Source organism: Halanaerobium hydrogeniformans (assembly GCF_000166415.1).
In the GTDB taxonomy this organism is placed as follows: Bacteria; Bacillota; Halanaerobiia; order Halanaerobiales; family Halanaerobiaceae; genus Halanaerobium; species Halanaerobium hydrogeniformans.
On record NC_014654.1, the window covers coordinates 260,454 to 284,955 of the forward strand.

Sequence of the window (24,502 nt, forward strand, 5' to 3'; positions counted from 1 at the left end):
TGTCCGAGAAAAAACTGTTTAATTAATTATACCCGATCCAATGCTTTATGAGGACCATGATAAATTCGAGGATGCCGCTATATTATTCGTATTCAACGAGGAGGTAGACAGCATACTAGGTGGAGCAAAAGATCTTCTGGATGAGGGACAACCCCTATACTATGGTAGCATTTACGAGAATTTAGTAGAGGATATGGCAGAATCATCTTTAAAAAAACATGAGGAAGAGATATTGAAATTCCATATGGAGAATATTTCGGTAAAGAACCAGGGTAAAGGGTTCATTTGGGATCTTGAGGAGGTATTATCTTTCATACAAAAAGGGAATATCGAAAATATCGAATATCAAATTTTCGATATTTTTCCAGATCATGATTTATCAGGATTCCCTCCGGCCAAGATGAAAGAACGTCTGATAGATAATAACAAGATTTATGAAACGGTAGAATCTATAAAGAAGAATAGAAATTCAGATGAGGAGTTAGCAGATAAATTTGATTCGGATGGTGCGGAAAAGTTATCAGGTGATGATTGGAAATTGAGCAACTACGGTGATTTGAAAAAGTCATTGGATAACAAAAATAATTTTGAGCCTCTGGTTTATCTTGGCTTGGATGATAAAAGACTTCATGGAGATTTAGATATTTGGGAAAAACCAGGTAGCCAAACAAAGGCGGGACAAAGAAAAAGACATATAGTGGTTTTCAATAAAGCCGGTTTGAAAAACTATACGCTGGAGTTTGAATTCGATCAATATTTAGGAAAAGAGTTCATTGCCCCTAGAAGTGAAGATGTTATAGAAACAAAGGGAGGTAAGCGTTTATATTTTGAAATCGAAGAAGCGGATGAACCAAAATTCATGAGCGCTATTTATAGGCATAAAGGTAAAACCCATTCAACTTATAAATTTTATGTTGCTAATTTACCAATTTCTGAAGAATCGTTAAGAGATATAAAGACTGATTATAGAATTAAAGCTTCGAATAGAAATGAATATATCGAATTGGAAGATAAATATGACGGCTTCAAGATCCCTTTAGATTATTCTGTTGTTAGTAAGAATGAAGGGGTTGAAATCATAGAAGAAGATGCTTCTTTTATAGATTTAAACAAAGAATTTTGGGAGGGTGACGAATTTCGATTTGATCTTACGATAGATGGTCATCAGGTACCATTTCTGGTAAAAGATGAGGATAAAAAAATCGTTCCTAAACCATCCAAATGGATATGGAAAAAGAAGAGGGAGGAAAGTTCTCATTTCGAGTTTATTGATGGGAAGGTTAGGTTCCAAAACCAGGAATTTTCATTATACTCTGAATTCAAGAAATATATCCAATATGAAAAGTATATGATAGATCAAAATATCATATATGGATCGCTTAGAGATCAAAAAATTTATGGTGAAGATCTTGAACTGCCGAATGAGGTCAAAGAAGGTTTTTTTAGGATAACAGATTATTATAAAGAAAATGAATTGATTCCTAGCTTGGCATATATGGATGATAGTTTGAAAGAACTGGTTATAGACTTTATAAAGATCTTTAACAAAAGAATTAACGATATAGCGGAAGGATCTATTTTGCAAAATAAAGAAAAAAACCTTTTCAAAATAGGTACAATCGAGACAAATAATAAAGTCTTATTTACACCCTTGCACCCTTTGAACCTGATATATCAGATCAAGGTAAACGATTATTTAGATGGTGAGATAATAAGTTCTAAAATATTGGACCAATTGAATCCCATGAATCTTATCCCATATATGGTCGATGGTGAAAGGAAGATGAAACCTGTAAATCAAAACGATGCAAAAGAATGGATCATATTCGAAGATATCCAGAACCTAAAGAATGAATATTATCATGATTATATATCATTGATTATAGATGAAAAGATAGATCAATTCTTTAAACATTTTAATTATATATTCAAAGGCAAGGTCCGTCCAACGATTAAGATAAATATCATAAATGTTGAGAATGATTTAAATATTCTGGTGGGAATCATCCAAAACTTATTGAAACAATTGGAGCATAAAAATATAAATAAGGTGACCAAATTTGAGATTAAATTTTATGATGAAGATAATAAAAATTCTTTCGACAAATTATTTTCCTTGGATACCATCGAAGAAATAGAAAAGTTCCTTGGTTTAAAATTAGATGTAAAAACCTACAGTAAATACGATGTGATCTTGAACATAAGAAAATCTATCAAGTATTATTTTGTGGAAAATAATAATTTTAAATATGCTCACATTTCTTTTTATGAATTTAAAGAAAAGAATAAATTCGCAGCTTATGGTATGGATAACTTGGAATCTGGATTATCCATGGAAGGTCTTAAAGCATCGATAAAGTCACGTTTTGAAGATGATGATTATAGGATGGGTTTCGGTCTGAAAAACTATGATTATAAAAATAATCTATTGGTAGAGACGGCAAAAAATTTGAACGAACTTACGAGAAATTTGGATAATCAGGCCAAAGATCCTTATCACAAAAATGAAAGCCTGGTTTCGATATATTCGCTCGAAAAGGAAGACCGGATCAAGAAAGCTTTGGATGAATCTATGTGGGTCACCTTCATAAATCCAATCGTCGACATAGATTTTTTTCAGAATATAGATGATAAGACAATTGTATTACATTACAGTGATCAGTATACAGATTTTGATAGGTTGGATGCTATCACGATCACCAATAAATCTAAACAATATAAAGATATTATAGGGTCATTTTTGGATGATTATGAAGGTGTGGAATATAATGATGAAACTTTGGAAGATATAATCAACATCTTTAATTCTATTAATGGAGATTGGCTGTTGAACATTTTAAGGGAAAAAAATGATTATAAAAGATCTAAGTTGAGCGAGATAGTTGCGATAAAATATATGCTCGCTTTTCTTGAAGAAGATAACATATTATGGGTTCCTATTTCTTTGGAAGAGATATTAAGGATAGCCGGTATAGCAGGGATAAAGAAGAAAGATGGATTGTTTTCCGCAAGCAATTTAAATGTAAAAGGAGAAATGTCCGATGATCTTTTGTTCCTAGGTATAGATACCTATGAAGATAACTTAAAATTATATATTTATCCCGTTGAGGTAAAGGTTGGCACCAATAAAATCAGCAAAGGTAAAAACCAAGTTGGCAAAATATATGATGTGTTTCGTCAAAACCTTAGTTTTAAACTAGATTCAGGAAGAAAAGTTTTTATAAACCAGTTTTATAGAAACTTTTTCATGCAACTATACGTCTCGAACGTAAAAAATATGGTAAGGCTAGGTATTTTTGATAAAAATAAACTTGATGTATTGAACGATGTAAAGAATAGATTGGCTAGTGATGATTATATCATAAGTGATGAGCTGGAAGGTTTGATCGGTAAAGGTACCGTGATTTCATTCGAAAGCCAGCTAAATTTCAGCGCCTGCAACCTCGAAGGGGATATGAACATTTTAAGATTCAGTGAAAAACATATTTATACAGGTTTAAGCATCAAAATTGAAGATATTAGGGGACGCTTCGTCGAAGATGTCTACGATATAAGATCCGAGGATGTATTATCTAATAAATTAGCAAGGACGTCCTCTAAGGGGAAAGATACGAACCGGGAAGGGAATGATATAGAAGATGAAGAATTTAACACTGAAACGGATGGGGGCGTAAAAAAACTTGGGGCTGAAGATTCGGGGAATGATGAATTGCCTGGTGAAGATGAAGAGGAACTTAAAACCGGAGCATCTGTTGAAGGAGATGACGATGAAGACCAGGTTGAAGAATCCAATAAAAAATCAGATATTACAAACCTTTCCGATATCCGCGTTTATTTGGGGGCGGTTAAAGGCTCAAAAAAGAAGATATATTGGGAATTTGGCCATCCCAAACTTCCGAATAGGCATCTTCTTATCTCGGGGAAATCTGGACAAGGTAAAACTTATTTGATTCAGACCATCTTGTACGAATTATCGAAGAACAACATTCCTAGTTTGGTAATCGATTATACAGATGGTTTCAAGTCAGCGCAACTTGAAGAACATTTCAAGTCAAGAGTTGGTGACAGATTGAAACAATATTATCTCATCAAAGATAAGATAGGAATAAATCCTTTCAAGAGGAACGATATCGTTTTAGATGAAGAGATGACTTTGAAAGAAGAACCTTTCGATGTAGCCGAGCGCATAAAGTCGGTAATATCTGCGATATATCCAACCTTGGGTATACAACAATTGAACAGCATATATAATGCGGTCCAAATCGGTATAGAGGAACATGGAGATAAGATGGATTTCGATATACTAAGAGAGAATCTGGAAAAACAAGAGTCGAGATATTCTAAAACGGCCCTTTCGCAATTGAATTCATTCTTTAACAAACATCCTTTTAAATTCGATGAAGATTTCAGCTGGAAAAAAATAGATCAAAATGATGGGAACATCAGCATAATTCAATTGATGGGATTTCCCCCGGACATTCAACTCTTGATAAGCGAGTTTCTGTTGTGGGATCTTTGGTATTACAAAAAACAACATGGTTCCGAAGCTAATCCTTTGACTTTGATCATAGATGAGGCACAAAACCTTGATCATAGTTCCAAATCTCCCACAGCAAAGATACTTACCGAGGGGAGAAAATTTGGGTTTTCTGGTATTTTTTCAACCCAGTTTTTACAAGGACAACTGAACAAGGATGAGATTTCAAGGTTACAGATGGCCAGTCAAAAGATATACTTTAAGCCTCCTGATAATGAGATCAATTCGATTGCTTCAGATTTCGAAGATAAAAATAGTTGGAAACAAGAACTTAAGAATTTGATAAAGGGAAGATGTGTGAACAAAGGACATGTGTTCGATGAAAGGTCTGACAGTTTACTGGGGGTTAGGAGCATGGTCGTCGACATAGAATCTTTCAAAGGGCGACAGGATTGATATTATATATTGGCTCCGCGAGGTTATAGCTTCTTCGTGGAGCTTAAATAAACTTATATGAATGTGGTGTTAAAGTTGAAGATTTCTGATATTTTGTTGGAATGGTATGTAAATAATAAAAGAGACTATCCTTGGCGTGAAACGGACAATAGCTTTCACGTTCTGATTGCAGAACTTTTTTTGCAGAGGACGAGGAGCGATAATGTCGTAAAGGTTTATCGTGAGTTTATAGATAATTTTGGTTCTCCTAAAGATATTTTAGAAGCAGATAAAGAAGAAATCATGGGGCATCTTTCACATCTGGGTTTGCAGAATAGGCGATATGAGGTTCTTAAAAATATTTGTTTGGCATATGAGGAAAAGGACCAAGAAAATTTTTTCACAAAAGATGTTTTATCGAAAATAGATGGTTTGGGTGACTACATAGTTAATGCGACCTTGTGTTTCGGTGAAGAAAAAAGGTTACCCATAGTAGATACCAATACATCCCGTATAGTGAAACGATTTTATGGGATTGATAAACACGAAGTCGAGAGCAAACTGGTAGAGATTCTACCGAATGATAGATATGTTGAGTTCAACTATGCATTGTTAGATTTCGCTTCCCTGATATGTAAAGCTTTATCACCCAAATGTTCTGAGTGTTTGATAAGTTCTGATTGCTCATATCCTTAATAGTTAATGAGGTGTATAAAATATGGTTTATTATGATATAAGTTCCTCCGAATCCATAGAAAAACATGCGAAAAAACTCGAAGGTAGTAGCATAAATGATCTTTATTCGAGATACGGCTGTTTGAACGAAAAGAACAAAGGGCGTTTGGGTTTATTGGTCGAAAGGTTACATTTTGGATTCGAAAATAATTCCGATGAGAGGCCTGATTTTCCTAAAGCTGGTGATAACGGTGTCGAACTGAAGGTGGTTCCGATCAAGAAGATCAGGGAAAACAAGTCTTCTGATATGATCATTAAAAAAGAAGGGTTATCCGTTAAAGAAAGATTGGTTATAAAAAAAATAGATTATTTCAAGTTGGCAGAGGAAGATTGGGATGATAATACTTTGCTTCCCAAGATAACCTTGTTATTATTGATGTTCTATATGTATAAGGAAGGACTTAATGTTGTTGATTATAAATTTTTGTTGGTCAGTTTATGGACCATACCTGAGAAAGACATGAATATAATTAGAGATGATTGGAAGAAGATAAAACGCAAAATAGAGAAAGGAGATGCTCACAAAATATCTGAAGGAGATACTCTATATTTGGGTGCCTGCACGAAAGCAGCATCTTCTTCTGATAGAACAGCCCAACCTTATTCTGAACACGAAGCAAAACCGAGAGCGTTTTCTCTTAAAAGAAGCTATATGGATGAAGTGTTTAATAGTTTGTATAAAAAAAGAAGTGATAGGAAAGAAAAGGCGCTTTTGGATACAGAAATGTCATTAAAAGAAAAATTGCAAGATATATTTGAACCTTATATTGGAATGAGGGTTGATGAGATAGAAAAACAACTCGAAGTTGACTTAGGTACTTCAAAACAATACCTAAATATTTTGGCTAATGAAATAATGGGAGTAGATTCAGAAGATAACATAGAGGAATTCAATAAAGCGGGAATCAAGATTAAGACTATGCGTCTGAATAGAAAAGGTATACCTATCGAGAGTCTGTCCTTACCGACATTCGACTATATAGAACTGAAAGAATCGGATTGGTTGCATTCCGAATTGTACGAAAGGTTAGAAAATACGAAATATTTTTTCGTGATATTCGATAAAATAGGAGTACAGAATACTAAGAAAAATTTAAAGCTTAAAAAAGTTAAATTGTGGAATATGCCTGCAGAAGATATAGAAAAAGCTCGACCTGTTTGGGAAGAAATGCATGATATAATGGTGAAAGGTAAAGACGGGAAGGGGATAATAAAAAAGGTAACGAAAAACGGTATTAGACGGACTAATTTTCCCGCCAAAAGCCATAGATTAAGCGAGGTTATACATGTCAGACCCCATGCTAAAAACAAAAAAGACACATCTCCACTACCCGACACATTCGATATGCAAGGATACACTAAACATTCCTTTTGGTTCAACAACGACTATATTGCCGAACAAATAAATGCATGATATTTTTAAATGAGCTAATTTAATGATACCTAATAAGTAAATCATTAATTCTTGAATAATTTGAATGCAAATGGAAAAATATATATGGACAAATAATATAAAGAAGGGGTTATTACCTTCTTTATATTATTCATTTTCGATAATTTGTTCAAGTTTTTCTCCCATCAATTCGATTAAACCAACAACCAATGCATTACCCATCGCAAAGTATCTAAATGAGTGGGACATCGTTTCGGTGTTCGTCCAACCATCGGGGAAGCAGTTTAACCTTTCACACTCTTTAGGTGTTAATTTTCTTAATTTGCCCGTATCTTCATCTTCAATTATATGTGTGCTCCGATTTTTAGATCTTTCGCTGGTCAATATGGTCCTTGCAGGTTCATCAACCGAATCCGGAAATGGGATAGCCCCTTCTCTGAATGTATATTCATGACCATTTTTGGCTACCCTTTTTTCGGCTTTAGCACCTTTCATGTATTCCCAATCTTCAAGTTCTTTATCAGATAAATAATATCTTTTTGGCACATTAGATTCCAGGATATCCTTAATCTTAGTTTTTTTTGCCTCGCCCACCTCTTTTGGATCAACTGCACTTGTATATATCTCACCATCTTTTTGAAATCCAGCTATTTCAAAATCGAACTCAAATTTTTTTGTAGCATCTACAAGATTTTCTGGAACCTTTGTAGAATTCATCTCGTATTTTTCATTTTCGACTATGGGAAAGATAGAAGAAAAAAATCCATCTTTAGTGATTATCTCCATACCATTGTTTTCGAAATATATTTTGGCATAATTGGTGTTCTTCCTGGTTGCAAAAATGAAAACTCGTCTTCTTTTTTGTGGGAAGCCATAATCGGCAGCATTTATTACACGCCATTCAACCGTATAATCAAGGTTGTTTAAAGAAGAAAGCATAATACCAAAATCCCTACCTCGCTGATCGGAAGGTGATCTCAATAATCTATTTACATTTTCAAGCAATACGAAGGGCGGTTTTTTAGCTTTTAAAATCCTATGAATATCCCACCACAATACCCCTTTTTTGCCTCGGATACCTTCAGCATTAGTCCTTGCAACGGAATAATCCTGACAGGGGAATCCACCTACCAAAAGGTTATGATCAGGGATGACCGAGGTATCTACCTCGCTTATATCTGTATTACTAAAAAGGTTGATAGCCTTATCTTTGCCGAAATTTTCTATGTAGCATTCGTAAGCCCATTGTGATTTTCTTGTTGGTTCCCATTGGTTCATCCAAACGGTTTTCCATTCTTCTGAGCTTTTTTCAAGACCCAACCTGAAACCACCAACTCCTGCAAAAAGTTCACAAACTGTTTTTTTCATTTAATATCAAAACCCCTCATATTAAAACATTTATGTATATAATATTATAATAAAATAATAATAATTACAAATTGTTTCTTCGATAATTATAACATAAAAAAAAACTTAAATCAAACACATGTACATAAAAATCAAGCGTTCGTTATTAGACTCCAATTATCCACTTATAAGCAATAAAAGGTTTGCATAAAAATATATTAACTTGGTTAATTATATTTTTGATATGCAAGCATAAGATAGGTTCTCAATCCTTGTAAGAAATTTTTTCCTTTTAAATTATAAATAAAAAAATAACATCAAAAACGATAAGGATGTCAGTGTTATTTATTAATCAAATTAGTTTGGTTAATGGCAATAGGCTTAGCACACACAAAAAATTAAATGATTTATATATAGAGCAGGACCATCATAAAATAATACTTATTATTTATATGGTGTTATGTTATAATATATAATTAATAAGGGGGAAATATAATGGATGATCATTTTGAATTATTAGAAGAAATAGTTGATTATAATAGAGGTTTATTAGAACAAGCAGATGGCGAGTTTGATGAAGTTATCAATAAAATGATAACTTTTAGATTTGAAGGTTATGATATTTGGAATCCGCTTACAGATGAAAGTTCCAGATTTGCAGTGGATCCTTTTAAAAAATATGGGGACAAAAATATCGAAAAGATGATAAATGAATATAGGAACTTGGATTAAAAATTAAAATTGTTTTTTTGCAAGTTTAAATTCCAGATTTTTGCAAGTCTTTTTAACAGTCTCCCAATTTGGGAAAATTAAAGTTAATTTTGGGCTCTTTTAATTAATGAATATTTGTTTCTCTGAGACTTTCGCGAGGAAGGACAAGCAAAAGGTCGGGGTGCACCAATCTATGGATTGAAGCACCTGAAATTTGCTCATCAGAGAAAATATTACCGAACACAACAAATGCTTTTTTGTTAAGCTAAATATTAAATTTAAGCAGTTCTTTTTTTATAAAAGAGCTGTTTTTTTATGAATAAAATTACAAAAAAATGGTCTTGAAAACATAAAAAAGAAATGGTATAATAAATTTAATGGTAAAAAAAGTAAATAAAAGAATAAAATACTAAATAAGGAGGTGCGGTGTTTTTAATATAATAAGGAAGGGTGTTTATTATGAAATATAATAAAGTTCAGTCAAATTTTTGGATAAGTAACAAAGTTATAAGATGGGACAAAAACACAATATTTATTGCCCTTTATATTTTAACCAATCAACATCGCAGTTCTGAAGGTATTTATAGATTACCAAAATCATATGTTTCTGAAGATACAAATTTTACAACTCAAGAAGTTGAAGAAGCCTTTGAAGAACTTATTGAATCTGATTTCGTAAGGTATGATATTGAGACTTCAGTAATAATGATAACTAAAGCTTTAAAATATCAATCAATAAATAATCCTAATCATCAAAAAGCAGCATTGAAAATATTAAAAGCTCTACCAACAAGTTATTTATTGATCGATTTTTTAGAACAAGCTGATAAATACTGCAGATTATTCAAGGAGTTTCTATTAGAATTCTTGGAAGATGAACTTTTGTCTGAAGCACAAAATAAGAAAGATAATATCTTTAAAAGCGAAGACAATGGTTTATCCGATGGTATTAATAATGCCATTACTGATCCACCATCACTAACTCCAGCACTAACAACACAAACACAAAAACAAAAACTATCACAAGAACGTTGCCAAAAAAAATTTTTGGCTAATTCAAATACTGAAATTGATGAAAATGATCGCTTTTATGATGTGAAATTAAAATCTAACGACCATCTTTATAAGAAAAATCAAAAAAGTCAAGCATTAGAGTTAACTAAATATTTGATAGAGAAGATAAAAGATAATAACCATAGGGCGAGAGTTCCAGAAATTGACCTCAATAATGATTTATTCATTAAATGGATAAAAGAAATGGAAAAACTTAATAATATCGGCCCTGTTGGAGCTAAAAAAGATGATAACAAAGGTTACAGCTGGCAAGAGATTAAAAAGATAATAGATTTTAGTCAGGATGATGAGTTTTGGAGTTCAAACATTTTAAGTGCTAAAAAATTAAGAAAACAGGTTATTAAACTTGAAAACCAGATGAACAAAAGCGGGAAATCTGAGTCAACGAAAAGAATGGATATGCTTGCCGAGTTATATGTCGAATACTTAAACGAGGAGCAAAATGATGACGAAGAATAATATAATTGAACTATTAAGTTATTTAAGCAATTGTTATTCTGGAAGAATGAAATTTCCTAAGAGCGATAAAAGAGAAAATAAAATGATGGTAGAAGTTTGGTATGATTTTTTGAAATCTTATGACCGTGAAATAATAGATCTTGCAGCAAAAAAATTAGTTATTAATAATTCTAAATGGCCTCCATCCGTAGGAGAGATAATAAAAGAAGTCAAGAACCTTCAAAAAGCTCCAGAAGAAAAGCTGAGCCCAGGTATGGCTTGGAGTTTAGTCTTAAGTGCCGTCAGAAAATATGGATATTATAATTCTAAAGAGGGTATGGAATCCTTGCCTCCTAAAGTTAGAGAAACTGTAGAACACTATGGAGGATTTGCTTCAATCTGTCATAGTGAGGAGAATAATGTATATGTTAAAAATCAGTTCTTTAGACTTTTTAAAGAAGTCAATCGACACAATAGAGATTTAGAGTACCTTCCTCCGGGATTGAAAAAAGAATTATTTTTGATTTCCAGTGATATGGGTTGACAAAAAATTCAATAAAATAATACAGGTTTATTTACCCCACCCCTTAGCGGCCTCTATATAATGGAGGCTGCTTAATCAATTAATGGAGGTGTTTTTGTTTTTGAAGACTTGTTTTATTATACCGGTCTGAATTATTAATGAATATTAGTGTGTCTATCGATTTCTTAAGTTCTCGAATCAAGGTTTCAAAACGCATAAGCAAGTAAATACAGAGGACCATCGGAAAACCATATGTGCTTATCAGGCTAAATAATTCTTCCATTTTCATTCCTCCTTTTTTGAACTTATGTTTTATTAATCTATTATATCACTTTTTAAATGGAAATAAAAGTAAAAATATAAATTATTTTCTTTAATTATGTTTTTTATATCTAATTCTTGCTTTTATCAATCTGCTTACTATAGCGTCCATCTTTTTCCAGTTATTTCTCGGATTACAGGCTGGGTTTAATTAATTTTTCGCTTGGCAAATGCAAATGGAATTTCTGTTTTTCGTTAACTATAAAAAGGACTTTTAGTTTTATTAATGAATTAGTAATATATAGAAAATTCAGCTTCAAATCAATTATGGAGTATTATTTTACAACTAATGGTGATATTCACGAAAGTTAGTACGTGAATATTAGAGTTAGGCGGAATTCCTTAGTTTAATAATTGGAGGTTTAATATGAATGAAATAAAAAAGAAGGGTAAAGACAAAAAAACATGCATAATATTAGATACAAATATTTGGATTTATAGGACAAAGTTATTGAGAAGTATATTAGGAGCAGCTTTTCTTTATGTATTATATAAAAGTGATAATTTATTATTAGGGTTGCCGGAAGTTGTAGAGTTAGAAATGAAAAAGCATGCTAAAAAGTCTGGGATGAAAGCTTCAAAAGAAATCAAGGAACAATATTCAATAATTGAAAAATTAATTGGTTCTAGAGATGAATATAATTTACCTTCTATAGAAGATTTTGAGCAAGCAGTTGAAGATAGAATAGAAGAATTGAAAGAAAAGATATTTGAAATACCTTTTAAATTTTCACATGCTAAAGGAGCTTTAGGAAGAGTTATGGATGAAACTGCACCTAATTCTTATAAAAATCAACAATTTAAAGATTCAGCTATTTGGGAATCAATCCTAGAAATTAGTAAAAAATATAATATTATTTTTATAACTGAAGATAAATCATTTTTTAAAAATAGAAGTTATAATAAAGGGTTAGCTTCGAATTTAGAAGAGGAAGTTAAAAAAAATAGAACTAATATAAGGATTTATCATAGTATAGAAGACTATTTAAAAGAAATTAAGCAAAATCCACCTAAGCTGAATGAGCATAAAATTATTAAATTAATAGAGAAATTATTGACTCCTGAAATTGAAAATCAAGTAGAAAATGCAAAAATTAATGAAATTTCTAATTTTACTATTTCACCATTTTTAACGGAATCACCAAAAATAGTAGCATTAAATTTCAATGTTACTTATGATTTAACTTTAATTGATGACTTAAATGAAGATGAATGGATCGGGACATTAACTGTTGAAGGAGAATGCTTATTGGATATAAAAAAATATTCAATTTCAAATTTACAACTTAATTCATTTATAGTAACTACTCCAGAAAATTGTCCAATTCCTAATAAAAAAACTGCTTATTCAAGACTATCAACAATAAATTCAGGACAAAGAAAAATTAAATATACATTTAAAGAACCTTTAGATTTATAAATAATTATGAAATTTTTAATTTTTAGTCATGAACTTCGCCTAACATGAGATTGGCTGTGAATGTCAAATAATATTTTACACTTTTCGTTAAATAAGATTTTACACCTAAGATTTTCCAAAAATGGTTTCTCTGTGAGTCAATCTATAGCTATCACCATCTAAATTGATGATTTCGCACTTATGAATTATGCGATCTAAAATTGCAGCTGTAATTGCTTGATCACCTATTAATTCACCCCAATCTGAAGGACCTTTATTCGAGGTGATAATGATTGAGGTCTGACCATACAGTTTGTTTATCAGCTGGAAAAATAGATTAGATTCCTGTTTCTCCATTGCCATAAACATGATATCATCGATAATTAGAAGATCACACTTTAAAACTCTATTGAGTTTAGTCTTAGAAGATCTAATCATTTCAGCAGTTTTAAGCCAGTAAATTAAATCACTGATTGCTGCAAAGATTACTTTGTAACCTTCATTAATGGCATGAATTCCCAGACCTATGCTTAATAATGTCTTGCCAACTCCTGTAGGTCCGAGCAGGACTATGTTGTAGCCCCGCTCAAGCCAGGATAGTTCTTTAAGCTGGTTAAACTGTTTTTTAGATAAAGTCTGCTGTTCTTCAAGATTAAACTCAGCCAGAGTTTTATACTCTGGGAATGCAGCCTGTTTTAAGTATTTTTCCAGTCGAGCTGCTTCTCGTGCTTTAATTTCTTGGTCTAATATATATTCTATTAGTTTTTCGCTAGAAAAGGCATTTTCAACAGCATGAGATAACATTTCTGATATATTTTCAGAGGCGTTTTTTAACTTTAAAACTTTAAATTTATCTTTTAGATTTTCAATTGTGGTTGTCATTTATACCTCCAAATTTAATTGTCAAATATCTTTTGATACACATCAAGATCTCTTACTGCTGGTTTAGCAGCAAGTTTGGCCTTATCTTTTTCATTTAAGGCTATATTATCAGCTACCAGTAAAATATCATCATTTTTAGACTTGAATTTTTCTTTATCGTAATAACTGATGATATCCCTAAAATCACTGGCACTGTAGAGTTTATTACCTATACAGTATTCTAATGCTTTTGTGATAGTTTCAGAAACTTTATCTTCTAAAGCTTTTTCTATTACCAGCAGTTGATCCCTGATATATCGCTGTTTTTCTTTTCTGATTATGGATAAAAATTTATCTGCTCTTTTGTGTTCAGGGAAGAGAAAAGTTATCTTTTCTATCAGTTTGTCTATATTATCAGATTTCTTTCTGCCGTGATCTCTATTTTTAGAGAGTTTACCTTTAGTTCTTATTATTTTATGTTCTGCCAGTTTAGCTGTACTTTCAAAATCATATATCAGGTATTTATCACTGTCTTCAAGCACTTTAACATAGCTTTCAGGCCCTTGATAGGTGCCTAAAGGAACAGAATATCTGTTACCTTTTATCGGGATAGTATTGTCTTTTCTCACCTGATAAGTTATACTTAAGTCAGAAGAATTATTTTTAATTTTTTCGGATACTGGCTTCAGGTATTTCTTTTCGACGGTGAATACCTGAGCTGGTATTTTTTTCGTTGTGCCATGTATTTTCCCATTAGCACGGCGTTCAAGCCACTTAAGACAATCCTCATTCCACTTTTCTAAATTGATAAATGTTCTATGAGCTGCAAAATTATTTTTTACATAGCCAACAACATTTTCAATACGGCCTTTAGATTCAGGATCAGCTGCCCTACACATATATACCTTGAATTTTCTTTCAAGCCTGTATGATGCAAATTGATGAGTGTAGATTAGATCACCATAGTTTTCACTGTACAAGATTAAACTGTCCTGATCATATACTGCCTCATTAGGCATACCTTCAAAGTATTCAAATACATTTTCATGAGCTGCTACTACATCAGCTGTAGTTAATGGTCTGTCAAACCATTCTACATACTTGAAGCGAGAATTAGAAAGAACAAAGGCAATGAGATAGAGCTTAACTCTGGTGATTTTATCTGATTTGTAGACCCATTTTTCACCCATATCAACCTGCATCTATATAGCCCCCTAACAGAATTGGAGAAAAAGTTTGAAAGTGATATACTCTAATTACAAGGGGGAAACACCAATGGCAAACAGAAAATATTCCGATGAAACTAAAGAACAAATTGTAAAAGAATGTCGCGAAATAGGTAACACAGCTCTTGTAGCAAGACGACATAATATTTCTAAGCATACTGTTTACAGCTGGGTCAAAAAAGCTAAAGAAACAGGATCAGTTAGATCTCTTCCTAAAGATGAAAAAAAGCAAATGAAAGAGATAGAAAATAGATTAAGTAAAATGAGCGATGAAAATGATAAGCTCAAAAAAATTGTAGCAGAAAAAGAATTAGAATTAGCGATTTTAAGGGAGTTGAGAGATAAAGTAAACCCCCGATAGCCCTCAAAGTTCAGATTGCATCAAAGTGGATAAATAAAGGGTATAAAATCTCTATTGTTTTAGACTTTGTTGGGCTTAATTCTTCCACTTACTACAGTAATATAAATAGAAAAACTGAGAGTGAAAGTACTAATAGCAGCAATTCCAATAATCCTCAAGGAAGACCTGTCCCTGGGTATTCTCTAACTGAATCAGGTGAAAAAATATCTGATGAACAGATTAAAGAATGGCTCTTAGAACTGGTTGCAGGAGATGGCTTCCCTTATGGTTACAGGAAACTTACAGTCTGTTTAAAAGAAGACTATAACTTGAAAATAAATAAGAAAAAAGTATACAGGTTATGCAAAGAACTGGATATATTAAGATCGCAAAGAAAAATCAAAAAATTTAGACCTAAAAAGATTGCAAAACAGGAAGAAATTACAGAACCAAATCAACTCTGGCAGATGGATTTAAAATACGGCTACATAAATGGAACAGATCAGTTCTTTTTCCAGATGTCAGTAATTGATGTCTTTGATAAGACTGTTATAGATTATCACCTGGGACTAAGCTGTAAAGCTAAAGATACCTGCAGGGTATTAAAGGCTGCTTTAAATAAAAGAAAGCTGTATAAAGGCATGAATTTGCCTAAAATTAGAACAGATAATGGACCACAATTTGTCTCTAAATTATTTGGAGACACCTGTGAAAAACTGGGGGTAGAGCATCAGAGAATTCCAGTTAGAACACCTAATATGAATGCTCATATAGAATCATTTCATTCGGTTTTAGAAAAAGATTGTTATTCAATTAATGAATTCAGTAGTTTTATTGACGCCTATAAAAAAGTCAGTGAGTATATGAATTATTATAACAACAGATACCGTCATGGCAGTCTTAATGATATGCCTCCAGCAAAATTTTATAAACTGGCTAAAGCAGAAAAAATAGTTGCTGAACCAGTACTCGCCTAAATCAAAAAATGAGAAACTAAGAATGAGCGAGCTTAACAAACATATTTTCCATATTTAGGGGGTTGAACCGATCTTTCTCTGTGAGTCATTGCTACTCTTAAATCTGCATATTCTTTTTCTGGCATATGCGGTATTGAATATCTACCATCTATTACAAGTTTGGCGATGACTTTAGCATCTTTTCTGTCAGTTTTAGTTGGTGAATTATCATCTAAAGACTTGCTCTTTTTGACATGAGCAGTATTTACAACTACTCTCATAAAGTTTGTCTTTCTTCTTAGATATTCTTCTAAAGGTAACCAGTAATGACCGGTTGGCTCCATTCCAACTATTACATCAGTTTTATTTTTCTTCTCACTTACTTTTTTTATCCAATTTAGAAGTTTCTTAAAACCAGCTTCATTGTTTTCAAAAAAGATTACTTTATCATATTCTATCCCTCTAAAATTGAAGGCTCTTGCTGCATGTTTATCCTTTGCGATATCCACTCCCACTACCAGTGTTGAAACTTTTACTTGCATAATCTTTTTGTTTTGAGTATAATTCATATTAGATACCTCCTTGGTTTTTTAGAGATCAGAATGACCTCTGATACTCCGTATTATACCAAGGGGGTATTTTTTTGTCGATATTGATTTTTATTCATTACAGGAATGCTCCTATAGAATGATACAAGTCAAAACACCGTGGTAGTAACTAATGAATAGAATTAAATAAAACACCGCACTTCACCTAACATGGGATTGGCGTCATGCCTTCTGTCATAAAGCTTGCAGGTTAACCAATTACGGATATGAAAACGCAAACTTTACGCCAGTTCCTGAGGGAACCAGGCACGAGCGCAAATCCCAGGAACGTTAGGTGACATACTAGTTATTATTATTTAACGAGCATATATTATTTTATAAAATAAGAAGGGGATTTTTATGCAGAATAAAACAATATGGAGATATATGTCATTAGCAAAATATATTGATTTATTAAGAACCGACTCTCTTTATTTTCCAAAAGCATCTTGTTTTAACGATGAAACAGAAGGAAAATGGGCACTTCATTCTTTCTTGATTGCCAACAAAATTAGATTGACTAAAATGAAAGAAAATAAAAAAGTAATAGAGAGAATTCTTGATAAAACAAATAATAATGTTCAATTATATAACCAAGTTATAAAGGCATTAAATGAAGGAGAGATAAATGATAGGCTCAAAGAAACATTAGAAAGATTTAAATTCTACCATAATAATAATCCAGAGCATAAAGGAAGAAAACATTTAGAAAACTTAGTTAGTGGATGGAGCAAGCAAATTAATAATTACTCTGAAACTAAAGAAGAACATATTTCACAGGCGGCGACCCATAGAGAGTCAACATATATAAGTTGTTGGTATAGTGCTGATGAAATGTCTTTGGCTATGTGGAAATTATTTGGAGGTGGAAAAGAATCTGTAGCAATCCGTACTAAAATAAATAAATTAAAAGATATTATTGAAAAAAATGATGATTGTTTAAATAATAAGGGGTATGAGGGTGATGTTTCAGAGGTTGAATATATTTCTGACTTAAAAGAACCAGATGAGAAAACGAGAGAAAAAATTATAAGTATTCTTACGAAAGGTAAGACTGCTAATGTTGGACAATTTTGCATAAAACCTAAAGAATATGAATATGAAAGTGAAGTGCGGACGATTATTTATCCTAAAAAGGATATATATGATAAAGTGGTTGATCCTGACCCTGATAAAGATAGTTTTAGTATTCCTATTGTAACTGGTATGGAACAATTTATTGATGAGGTTTATATTCATCCTTTGGAAGATAAAGATTCCATGATATTTAAAGTGATTAAAGAAATAAACAAATCATTTGATGTTGAAATTCCTATAATATCAAACTCTATTGAAGCTTTTGGGGATGAGATAGATCTTTAATATGATTTTTGAATAGTTAAAAACATTTTTTTGAGGTGTAAAATATGGAAGAAAGCTATGTTAAAAATCAACATTATATATCTCGGGGTATTTTAAAAAACTTTGCTTATGATAATTCTCATGTATATGAGTGCTTAGTTGAAAAAGAAAGAATCTATCCCACCAATTATGCAAATTCAATGTCAGAGAAATATATCTATGAGCATTCTAAAATTGAAATAAATAAAGTAGAAAAATTTTTTAGTAGAATAGAAAATTATATTTGCCCAGCAATAAATAAATTAATAAATAATTTGGAAAGTGAAAATCCTAATTTTAAAAAAATCAAAAGCAAAATAGAATATTATATGAGAGAATTTTTAATCTTTTATTATAGGAGTGGAGCATTACTCCATGAGTTTTCATATAATATAAAAAATAAGAAAAATAAGATATTTTTATTACTTGAGAACATATTAAATTCTAATTATTTAGAAACTCTTAAAAAAGTAATAATAAATAATTATAAGTTTGCAATACTTAAGAGTGATAATGATTTTATTATGAGTGATCAATATTTTTCTACTGCAACATTAGGGATTAAAGGCAGATTCACAAATATTAATAATAGATATATAGGACTAAAAGATGTAATCATTTTTATTCCTTTATCAAGTAAATTTGTTACGTCAAATCTAATAGTTTTTTCAAAAATATTAATAGTTATCATAGTTGTCAGGCTAGGAATCTCCATAAAAAGAAGGAATCCCTCCCCCTGAGCTAGTAAATAGTAATTGAGAAAGTCACAACCTACTAGACCCAGAAAGGAAGGGATGTAAGTTATGTTTTCTCGAAAAATACCTAATTTCCTGCTTAAACCTATCATGAATTTTGTTCTTTTGACCTATCTTTTTTTCGCCAGACTTTTCCAGGTTGATTTTGAACCCAATAATAAACTCGATGATAGTTATACTAAATTTAACAGTTTTGATGACCCACAACCTATTATAGAATATAATCAGGTTGACTATCGCGATATTCTAGCTGAAGCTGAAAAAAATGGTGAAACTATTCAGCCTGTTAATCGCAATAAACCTCTAACTGTAAAGGTTGAGGAGTGCTCTCAATGTGGAGCTCCCAAAAAATATCTCTACAGTTTCGGTCATGATCCAGATGGATACCAAAAGTTCCAGTGTAAACTCTGTAAACATCAGTGGGCTCCTAAGAAACCTAAAAAACCTAAGAACCACCCTACATATCGCTGTCCTTTCTGCAACTATGCTCTTGCTAAAGAGAAAAAGCGCAAGCATTTTACCAAGTATAAATGCCGCAATGATGACTGTTCTAAATGGAAAAATGAACATAAGCGTTATCGCTACAGAGCCTATAATTTTGATATCAATAAGCTTGAAGTTTCCAGACCTGATAAAGAACCTGTTAACCTTGATAATTCTCACTATGGAAACTTTACCATCTCTAAAGCTATTGACTTTTATGTCAGTCTTGGTCTTTCTTTAAGACAGGCTGAAGAGCTCTTAAACTTGCCTATGGTGTTTCACCTTCAGCTCAAACCATCCAAAACTGGACTGTCTCTTTAGCTTACAGACTTGCTCCTAAAATCAATGAGCTTGATCTGCCTTTATCTGGTATTGTTGCTGTTGATGAAACATATATTAAAATAAAAGGCAGCTGGCATTATCTTTTTACTGCCATAGATGGTGAAAATGGCTGTGTTATCGCTCAGCATCTTTCTAAAAATCGCGACGCTAAAGGTGCAATAACCATTTTAAAAAGAATAATCGACCAATATCAAGACCAAAAATTTGTTCTAGTTACTGATATGGCTCCAATTTACAGAGCTGCTGTCCATGCTGCTAAAGTGTTTTTGAAAACCAATATTGACCACAAACAACTTAAGGGGCTATTTGCTAACGATGATAACTCAGATGAAATTTACAGACCTTATAAAAACATCATTGAAAGGTTTTTCGGTACTTATAAAGCCCATTACAAACGCCATAAAAGCTTTAGCTCTTTTGATGGTGCACTTACTCATATAACTCTTTATCAGCTCTATTTTAATTATTTAAAACCTCATAGTTCCTTTAATGATAAACCACCACTGATAGTGGAAGGAGCAAGAGGTCAGCCTATCGAATCCTGGGCCCAACTTATCAGATGGATCACCAAAACTGATAGGTAATTAAATATCTTTTAGAAAAATCATGTTTTATCTCTTTAGATATTTATAATCACTAAATACCATTTTCTTACTTTATTTACAACTTTAAACTTTTGACATTCTGATCATTTTCATTATAATCGTAATTAGTGGTGCTCTATTACTATTTGCTTACATTTTATGGTAACTATCATATTTTATTTGACGTTATCAGTAAATTTTATGCTGTATATTTTAATGGTAATAATCCTAGCTATATTAAAGCTAATAAGATAAATAACTTAAGTAAACTAGAGGTTGAAGAAATAAACAATACTATTATCAATAACTCATATGTAAAAGTAGTTGGACAAAAAAAGAACTTGTTAAAAAAAGCATTATCAAATTATACTTATCATTCCCCAATAGGTAGTATTGCAAAATATAGCTCAGGTAAAGTCTCAAATGCAACAGTAAAAAAAGAAGTCTTTTTTTATAAGAAAGATAAAGAGATATTTGATTTTTTTACTTCACATAAATGGATTGAATATAAAGATTTAGGAAGAAATGATAAATGTTTATGTGGGAGTGGTGAAAAATTCAAAAGATGTTGCTTAGATAAATATGATGCTGTTAAGTCAGTTATTAATAATATTCAAATGAGAAATCCTAGAAATGAAATAGTGGTTAATAAAAATGCTATGTTTGAAAAAAGCATAGGTGAATTTATCTATTATGAATAATTATATTTTAACAATGTGATAATCAAAATCATGGGGAACGTCACCTAGCATGGGATTGGCGTCATGCCTTCTGCCATAAAGCTTGCAGGCTAACCAATCACGGATATAAAAAAGTAAACTTTACTCCAGTTCCTAAAAGAACCAGCCACGAGTTCAAATCCTAGTAACCGTTCTATGAATGTCCAATAATGCTTTCTCTGTAGATTAATCTGTAGATGTCGCCATCTAAATTGATAATCTCGCACTTATAAATTATGCGGCTTATTTATTTCATAATATAATTACCTGGACATTCACAGAAGCATTCCTGTAAGTTGCAGATTAAAAAATCATTGATGAAAGTAACCCAAAATTCACTTTAATTTTCCTTTGTTGGGTGACTGACGAAAAAAATGCAAAAACCAGGAATTTTAACTTTTTAAAAAATTATTTAAAACAAATATTTTGTTAATAAACAGGTACTCCCATATTTACATTGAATAAAATACATATAAAGGGTCTTGAGAGGGGGTTTCCAGGTGAAGACTAAAGTTTTTTTAAAAGAAGAACAGGAATTTAAAGAAGTTATGATTACAGATCCAGCTAAACCAGAGATAAAAGATGAATTTTTAAGTAAATGGCAGAATCTAATTAATATAGCAGCTAATATTATCGGTGTATCTGCTGCTTTAATAATGAAAATAAATCAAGGGTCGATGGAGGTTTTTTTAAATAGTCAAAACAAAGATACCCCTTATAAGGCAGGCGGTAGTTATTCATTAGGCCATGGTCTTTACTGTGAAACCGTTATTGCAAAAAATAAAGAACTTTATATTAAAAATGCTTTAGAAGATGAAACCTGGAAGGACAATCCAGATATTAATTTAAATATGATTTCCTATTATGGATTACCTCTTAACTGGCCAGATGGTAAGTCTTTTGGTACAATTTGTATTCTTGATGATAAAAGTATGGACTTAAATCAAGATAACAGACAATTATTGAAAGAATTTAGAAGTGTTATTGAAGCTGATTTTAGCTTATTGATCAAACAACAAGAATTGAAAATCAAAAACAAAGCAATTGAAAATTCTTTAGCTGGTATAGCATTTTCAAATATGCAGGGAGAAATCTTTTATGTTAATGATTCATTTTTAAAATTGTTTGGACATAAAACACCCGAAGAAATTTATGATGCTAAAATTACTCCTTTAGATTTAATCCCTGAAACAGAATTCGATAAAATCAAAAAAGCCATCGAAATTACCATAGAAAAAGGAAAGTGGAAGGGTGAATCAAAAGCTTTAAAGAAAAGTGGCGAACAAATTCACATTCAAATTTCTGCAAGTTTGGTCAAAGATGATAATGGGCATGAAATTTGTATGATGGCTTCATTTGAAGATATTACTGAAAGAAAAGAACAGGAAATAAACCTTAAAAAGCAAAAAGACAAATTAAACTTTATAATCAAGGGAACAGATGCAGGAACCTGGGAATGGAATGTACAGACAGGTGAAATAATTTGTAACGAAAAATATGAAGAAATATTAGGTTATGAATTAGAAAAACTAAAGCCAATTACTATTGAAACCTGGATAGAGTTGACTCATCCAGAAGATTTGAAAAAAGTAGAGCAGCTTTTAAAAGACCATTTTAAAGGAGAAATAACTCAATATGATTTAGATATTAGGATGAAACACAAAAAAGGGCACTGGGTTTGGTTGAATGCTCGTGGTAGATTAATTTCGTTAACAGATACTGGTGAACCTTATAAAATGTTTGGTGTTCATATCGATATTTCTAAACAGAAAAAACATGAGCAGATTATAAAAGAACTTCATAAAGTAGCTATTGAGTTTCAAAATCTTGATAATGAAAAGGAAATATGTCAGAAAACTATTGAAACAGCCAGAGATATATTAGATTTCGATTTATCCCACATAAGCTTAGTTAAGGACCAAAAATTTATTCCAGCAGTTGTTACTGAGGGCATGAAACCAGAAATATTGTCTTTAGATTATGGAGTTATTGGTAAGGCATTTAAAAATAACAAAAGTTATCTTGTTTTAGATGCAGAAGAAAATCCTGATGCTAAACCAACAGATAAAACATATAGGTCAGCTATAGCAGTACCTATTAAAGATATTGGTGTTTTTCTTGCTATATCTACTAATAAAAATGGTTTTAATCAAAAAGATTTAGAACTTGCTGAAATTCTTATTTCAAATACTAAAGCAGCTTTAGATAAACTTTACTATCAAAAAGAATTAGAATATAAATCTTTTCATGATAGCTTAACTAACTTATATAACCGCAGGTTTTTTGAAGAAGAAATAAAAAGGTTAGATACCAAACGACAGCTGCCAATCAGTATTATTATGGCTGATCTTAATGGTTTAAAATTAATCAATGACAGCTACGGCCATGATGTAGGTGATGAATTGCTAAAAAAGATAGCAAAAATTTTAGAAAGTTCTATTCGAAAAGAAGATATTGCCGCCCGCCAGGGTGGAGATGAGTTTGCAATTTTGCTACCTAAGACAAACAGAGAGCAATTAAGCAAGATAATAAAACGGATTAAAGATAAAGTAGAACGGATAAATCATCAAGCAGATATTCCGATATCTATTGCTCTAGGTTCAGCGATTAAAGAAGATTCTGCAGAAGATATCAATGAGATACTCAAAAAAGCAGATGACAATATGTATCAAAACAAATTATCAGAAAGCAGGAGTACTAAAAGCAGGATAGTCCAGGGATTATTAAACAGTTTAAATGCAAAAAGCAATGAGACCAAAGAACATGCGTTAAGAATGCGCGATTTAGCTGTTAAATTCGGTAACAAATTAAAGCTTACTTATTCTGAAATTAATAGGCTTTCATTGCTGGCGACAATGCATGATATTGGCAAAACCACAATTTCAGAAGAAATATTAACTAAAGCTGCTAAGCTAGATGAAAAAGAATGGATGATAATGAAAAAGCATTCAGAACAGGGATATAAAATAGCTTCTGCATCTGAAGAGTTCATATTGGTAGCAGAAGATATATTAGCTCATCATGAACACTGGGATGGCAGCGGCTATCCTCGAGGTTTAAGTGGAGAAGAAATTCCTTATTTAGCTCGCATAATTTCTATAGTAGATGCTTATGATGTCATGACTAATGATCGCCCATACAGTAAAGCTATTTCTATGGAAGAAGCTTTGAAGGAAATAAAAAGTTGTGCTGGTAGTCAGTTTGATCCAGAATTAGCAGATAAATTCATAGAAATGATGAATAATGAGTTTTAAGATTTTTTCAAAAATATGGCTATTTGCAAAAGCACCTCTTGATTTGCAATGATAGATATTATTTAAATAGAAAGATTAGCTGAAAGAGAATTAATTTCACAATTTTATGAAATTAATTCTCTTTATAACCTTGACAGCTTGTATAGTTCTTTTTTATAATAA

At 31.7% G+C, this 24,502-nt stretch carries 17 protein-coding genes and 1 pseudogene; 13 read left to right on the forward strand and 5 right to left on the reverse strand.

Annotated elements, in window-relative coordinates; translation table 11 throughout:
• The first annotated feature begins 40 nt into the window (after nt 1-40).
• From dptH to HALSA_RS01160, 3 genes are all read left to right on the forward strand, one after another.
• Entirely contained in the window at nt 41-4,933 is a 4,893-nt protein-coding gene (gene dptH / locus HALSA_RS01150; protein ID WP_013404813.1) for a DNA phosphorothioation-dependent restriction protein DptH, read from the forward strand.
• Nucleotides 4,934-5,008: 75 nt separating this feature from the next.
• Nucleotides 5,009-5,608, forward strand: a complete 600-nt coding sequence (locus HALSA_RS01155; protein ID WP_160143036.1) for an HhH-GPD family protein — start codon at nt 5,009-5,011, stop codon at nt 5,606-5,608.
• Between the two features lie 22 nt (nt 5,609-5,630).
• On the forward strand, nt 5,631-7,061 hold the full coding sequence (locus HALSA_RS01160) for a Sau3AI family type II restriction endonuclease (protein ID WP_013404815.1): 1,431 nt from the start codon (nt 5,631-5,633) through the stop codon (nt 7,059-7,061).
• A 126-nt stretch (nt 7,062-7,187) separates the two neighbouring features.
• On the opposite strand, the gene dcm is transcribed toward HALSA_RS01160, so the two are convergent.
• Nucleotides 7,188-8,408, reverse strand: a complete 1,221-nt coding sequence (gene dcm, locus HALSA_RS01165) for a DNA (cytosine-5-)-methyltransferase (protein WP_013404816.1) — start codon at nt 8,406-8,408, stop codon at nt 7,188-7,190.
• A gap of 474 nt (nt 8,409-8,882) precedes the next feature.
• Between dcm and HALSA_RS01170 the strand changes: the two genes are divergently transcribed.
• The 3 genes from HALSA_RS01170 (at nt 8,883) to HALSA_RS01180 (ending at nt 11,154) form a co-directional block, all read left to right on the forward strand.
• Nucleotides 8,883-9,119 carry a hypothetical protein gene (locus HALSA_RS01170; protein ID WP_013404817.1) on the forward strand — a complete coding sequence of 79 codons (237 nt, stop codon included), beginning with the start codon at nt 8,883-8,885 and terminating at the stop codon, nt 9,117-9,119.
• Nucleotides 9,120-9,557: 438 nt separating this feature from the next.
• Nucleotides 9,558-10,631, forward strand: coding sequence for a hypothetical protein (locus HALSA_RS01175; RefSeq protein WP_013404818.1), 1,074 nt, complete (start codon nt 9,558-9,560; stop codon nt 10,629-10,631).
• Nucleotides 10,618-11,154 carry a replicative helicase loader/inhibitor gene (locus HALSA_RS01180; protein ID WP_013404819.1) on the forward strand — a complete coding sequence of 179 codons (537 nt, stop codon included), beginning with the start codon at nt 10,618-10,620 and terminating at the stop codon, nt 11,152-11,154. Before HALSA_RS01175 ends, HALSA_RS01180 begins: the two co-directional genes overlap by 14 nt.
• A 79-nt stretch (nt 11,155-11,233) precedes the next feature.
• Here HALSA_RS01180 and HALSA_RS13105 read toward each other — a convergent pair whose 3' ends face one another.
• Nucleotides 11,234-11,422 carry a YvrJ family protein gene (locus HALSA_RS13105; protein WP_337998472.1) on the reverse strand — a complete coding sequence of 63 codons (189 nt, stop codon included), beginning with the start codon at nt 11,420-11,422 and terminating at the stop codon, nt 11,234-11,236.
• Between the two features lie 399 nt (nt 11,423-11,821).
• Here HALSA_RS13105 and HALSA_RS01190 point away from each other — a divergent pair, with 399 nt between their 5' ends.
• Nucleotides 11,822-12,874 carry a PIN domain-containing protein gene (locus tag HALSA_RS01190; RefSeq protein WP_013404821.1) on the forward strand — a complete coding sequence of 351 codons (1,053 nt, stop codon included), beginning with the start codon at nt 11,822-11,824 and terminating at the stop codon, nt 12,872-12,874.
• A 105-nt stretch (nt 12,875-12,979) separates the two neighbouring features.
• Here HALSA_RS01190 and istB read toward each other — a convergent pair whose 3' ends face one another.
• Together istB and HALSA_RS01200 are read right to left on the reverse strand one after the other, a co-directional pair.
• Nucleotides 12,980-13,735, reverse strand: a complete 756-nt coding sequence (istB, locus tag HALSA_RS01195) for an IS21-like element helper ATPase IstB (RefSeq protein ID WP_013404822.1) — start codon at nt 13,733-13,735, stop codon at nt 12,980-12,982.
• Between the two features lie 14 nt (nt 13,736-13,749).
• Nucleotides 13,750-14,916 carry a DDE-type integrase/transposase/recombinase gene (locus HALSA_RS01200; protein WP_041595744.1) on the reverse strand — a complete coding sequence of 389 codons (1,167 nt, stop codon included), beginning with the start codon at nt 14,914-14,916 and terminating at the stop codon, nt 13,750-13,752.
• 73 nt (nt 14,917-14,989) lie between these two features.
• Here HALSA_RS01200 and HALSA_RS01210 point away from each other — a divergent pair.
• A protein-coding gene (locus tag HALSA_RS01210) for an IS3-like element ISHahy4 family transposase (RefSeq protein ID WP_095522092.1) occupies nt 14,990-16,257 on the forward strand; the annotation gives its coding sequence in 2 pieces (ribosomal slippage) (nt 14,990-15,290 and nt 15,290-16,257; 1,269 coding nt in all).
• 32 nt (nt 16,258-16,289) lie between these two features.
• Here the strand turns inward: HALSA_RS01210 and HALSA_RS01215 are convergent.
• Nucleotides 16,290-16,805 (reverse strand): IS110 family transposase, encoded by a 516-nt coding sequence (locus HALSA_RS01215; RefSeq protein ID WP_049773804.1) that lies wholly within the window; start codon nt 16,803-16,805, stop codon nt 16,290-16,292.
• 378 nt (nt 16,806-17,183) lie between these two features.
• Here HALSA_RS01215 and HALSA_RS01220 point away from each other — a divergent pair, with 378 nt between their 5' ends.
• The 5 genes and pseudogenes from HALSA_RS01220 (at nt 17,184) to HALSA_RS12295 (ending at nt 24,340) form a co-directional block, all read left to right on the forward strand.
• Entirely contained in the window at nt 17,184-18,185 is a 1,002-nt protein-coding gene (locus HALSA_RS01220) for a DUF2971 domain-containing protein (protein WP_013404825.1), read from the forward strand.
• A gap of 44 nt (nt 18,186-18,229) precedes the next feature.
• Nucleotides 18,230-18,943, forward strand: a complete 714-nt coding sequence (locus HALSA_RS01225; RefSeq protein WP_013404826.1) for a DUF4238 domain-containing protein — start codon at nt 18,230-18,232, stop codon at nt 18,941-18,943.
• A gap of 63 nt (nt 18,944-19,006) precedes the next feature.
• A pseudogene (locus tag HALSA_RS13285) lies at nt 19,007-20,367 on the forward strand (DDE-type integrase/transposase/recombinase).
• A gap of 146 nt (nt 20,368-20,513) precedes the next feature.
• Nucleotides 20,514-21,068, forward strand: coding sequence for a YecA family protein (locus HALSA_RS01235; RefSeq protein ID WP_049773805.1), 555 nt, complete (start codon nt 20,514-20,516; stop codon nt 21,066-21,068).
• Nucleotides 21,069-21,586: 518 nt separating this feature from the next.
• Nucleotides 21,587-24,340: a diguanylate cyclase gene (locus tag HALSA_RS12295; protein WP_013404828.1), complete on the forward strand. Its 2,754-nt coding sequence runs from the start codon at nt 21,587-21,589 to the stop codon at nt 24,338-24,340.
• Nucleotides 24,341-24,502 lie beyond the last annotated feature (162 nt).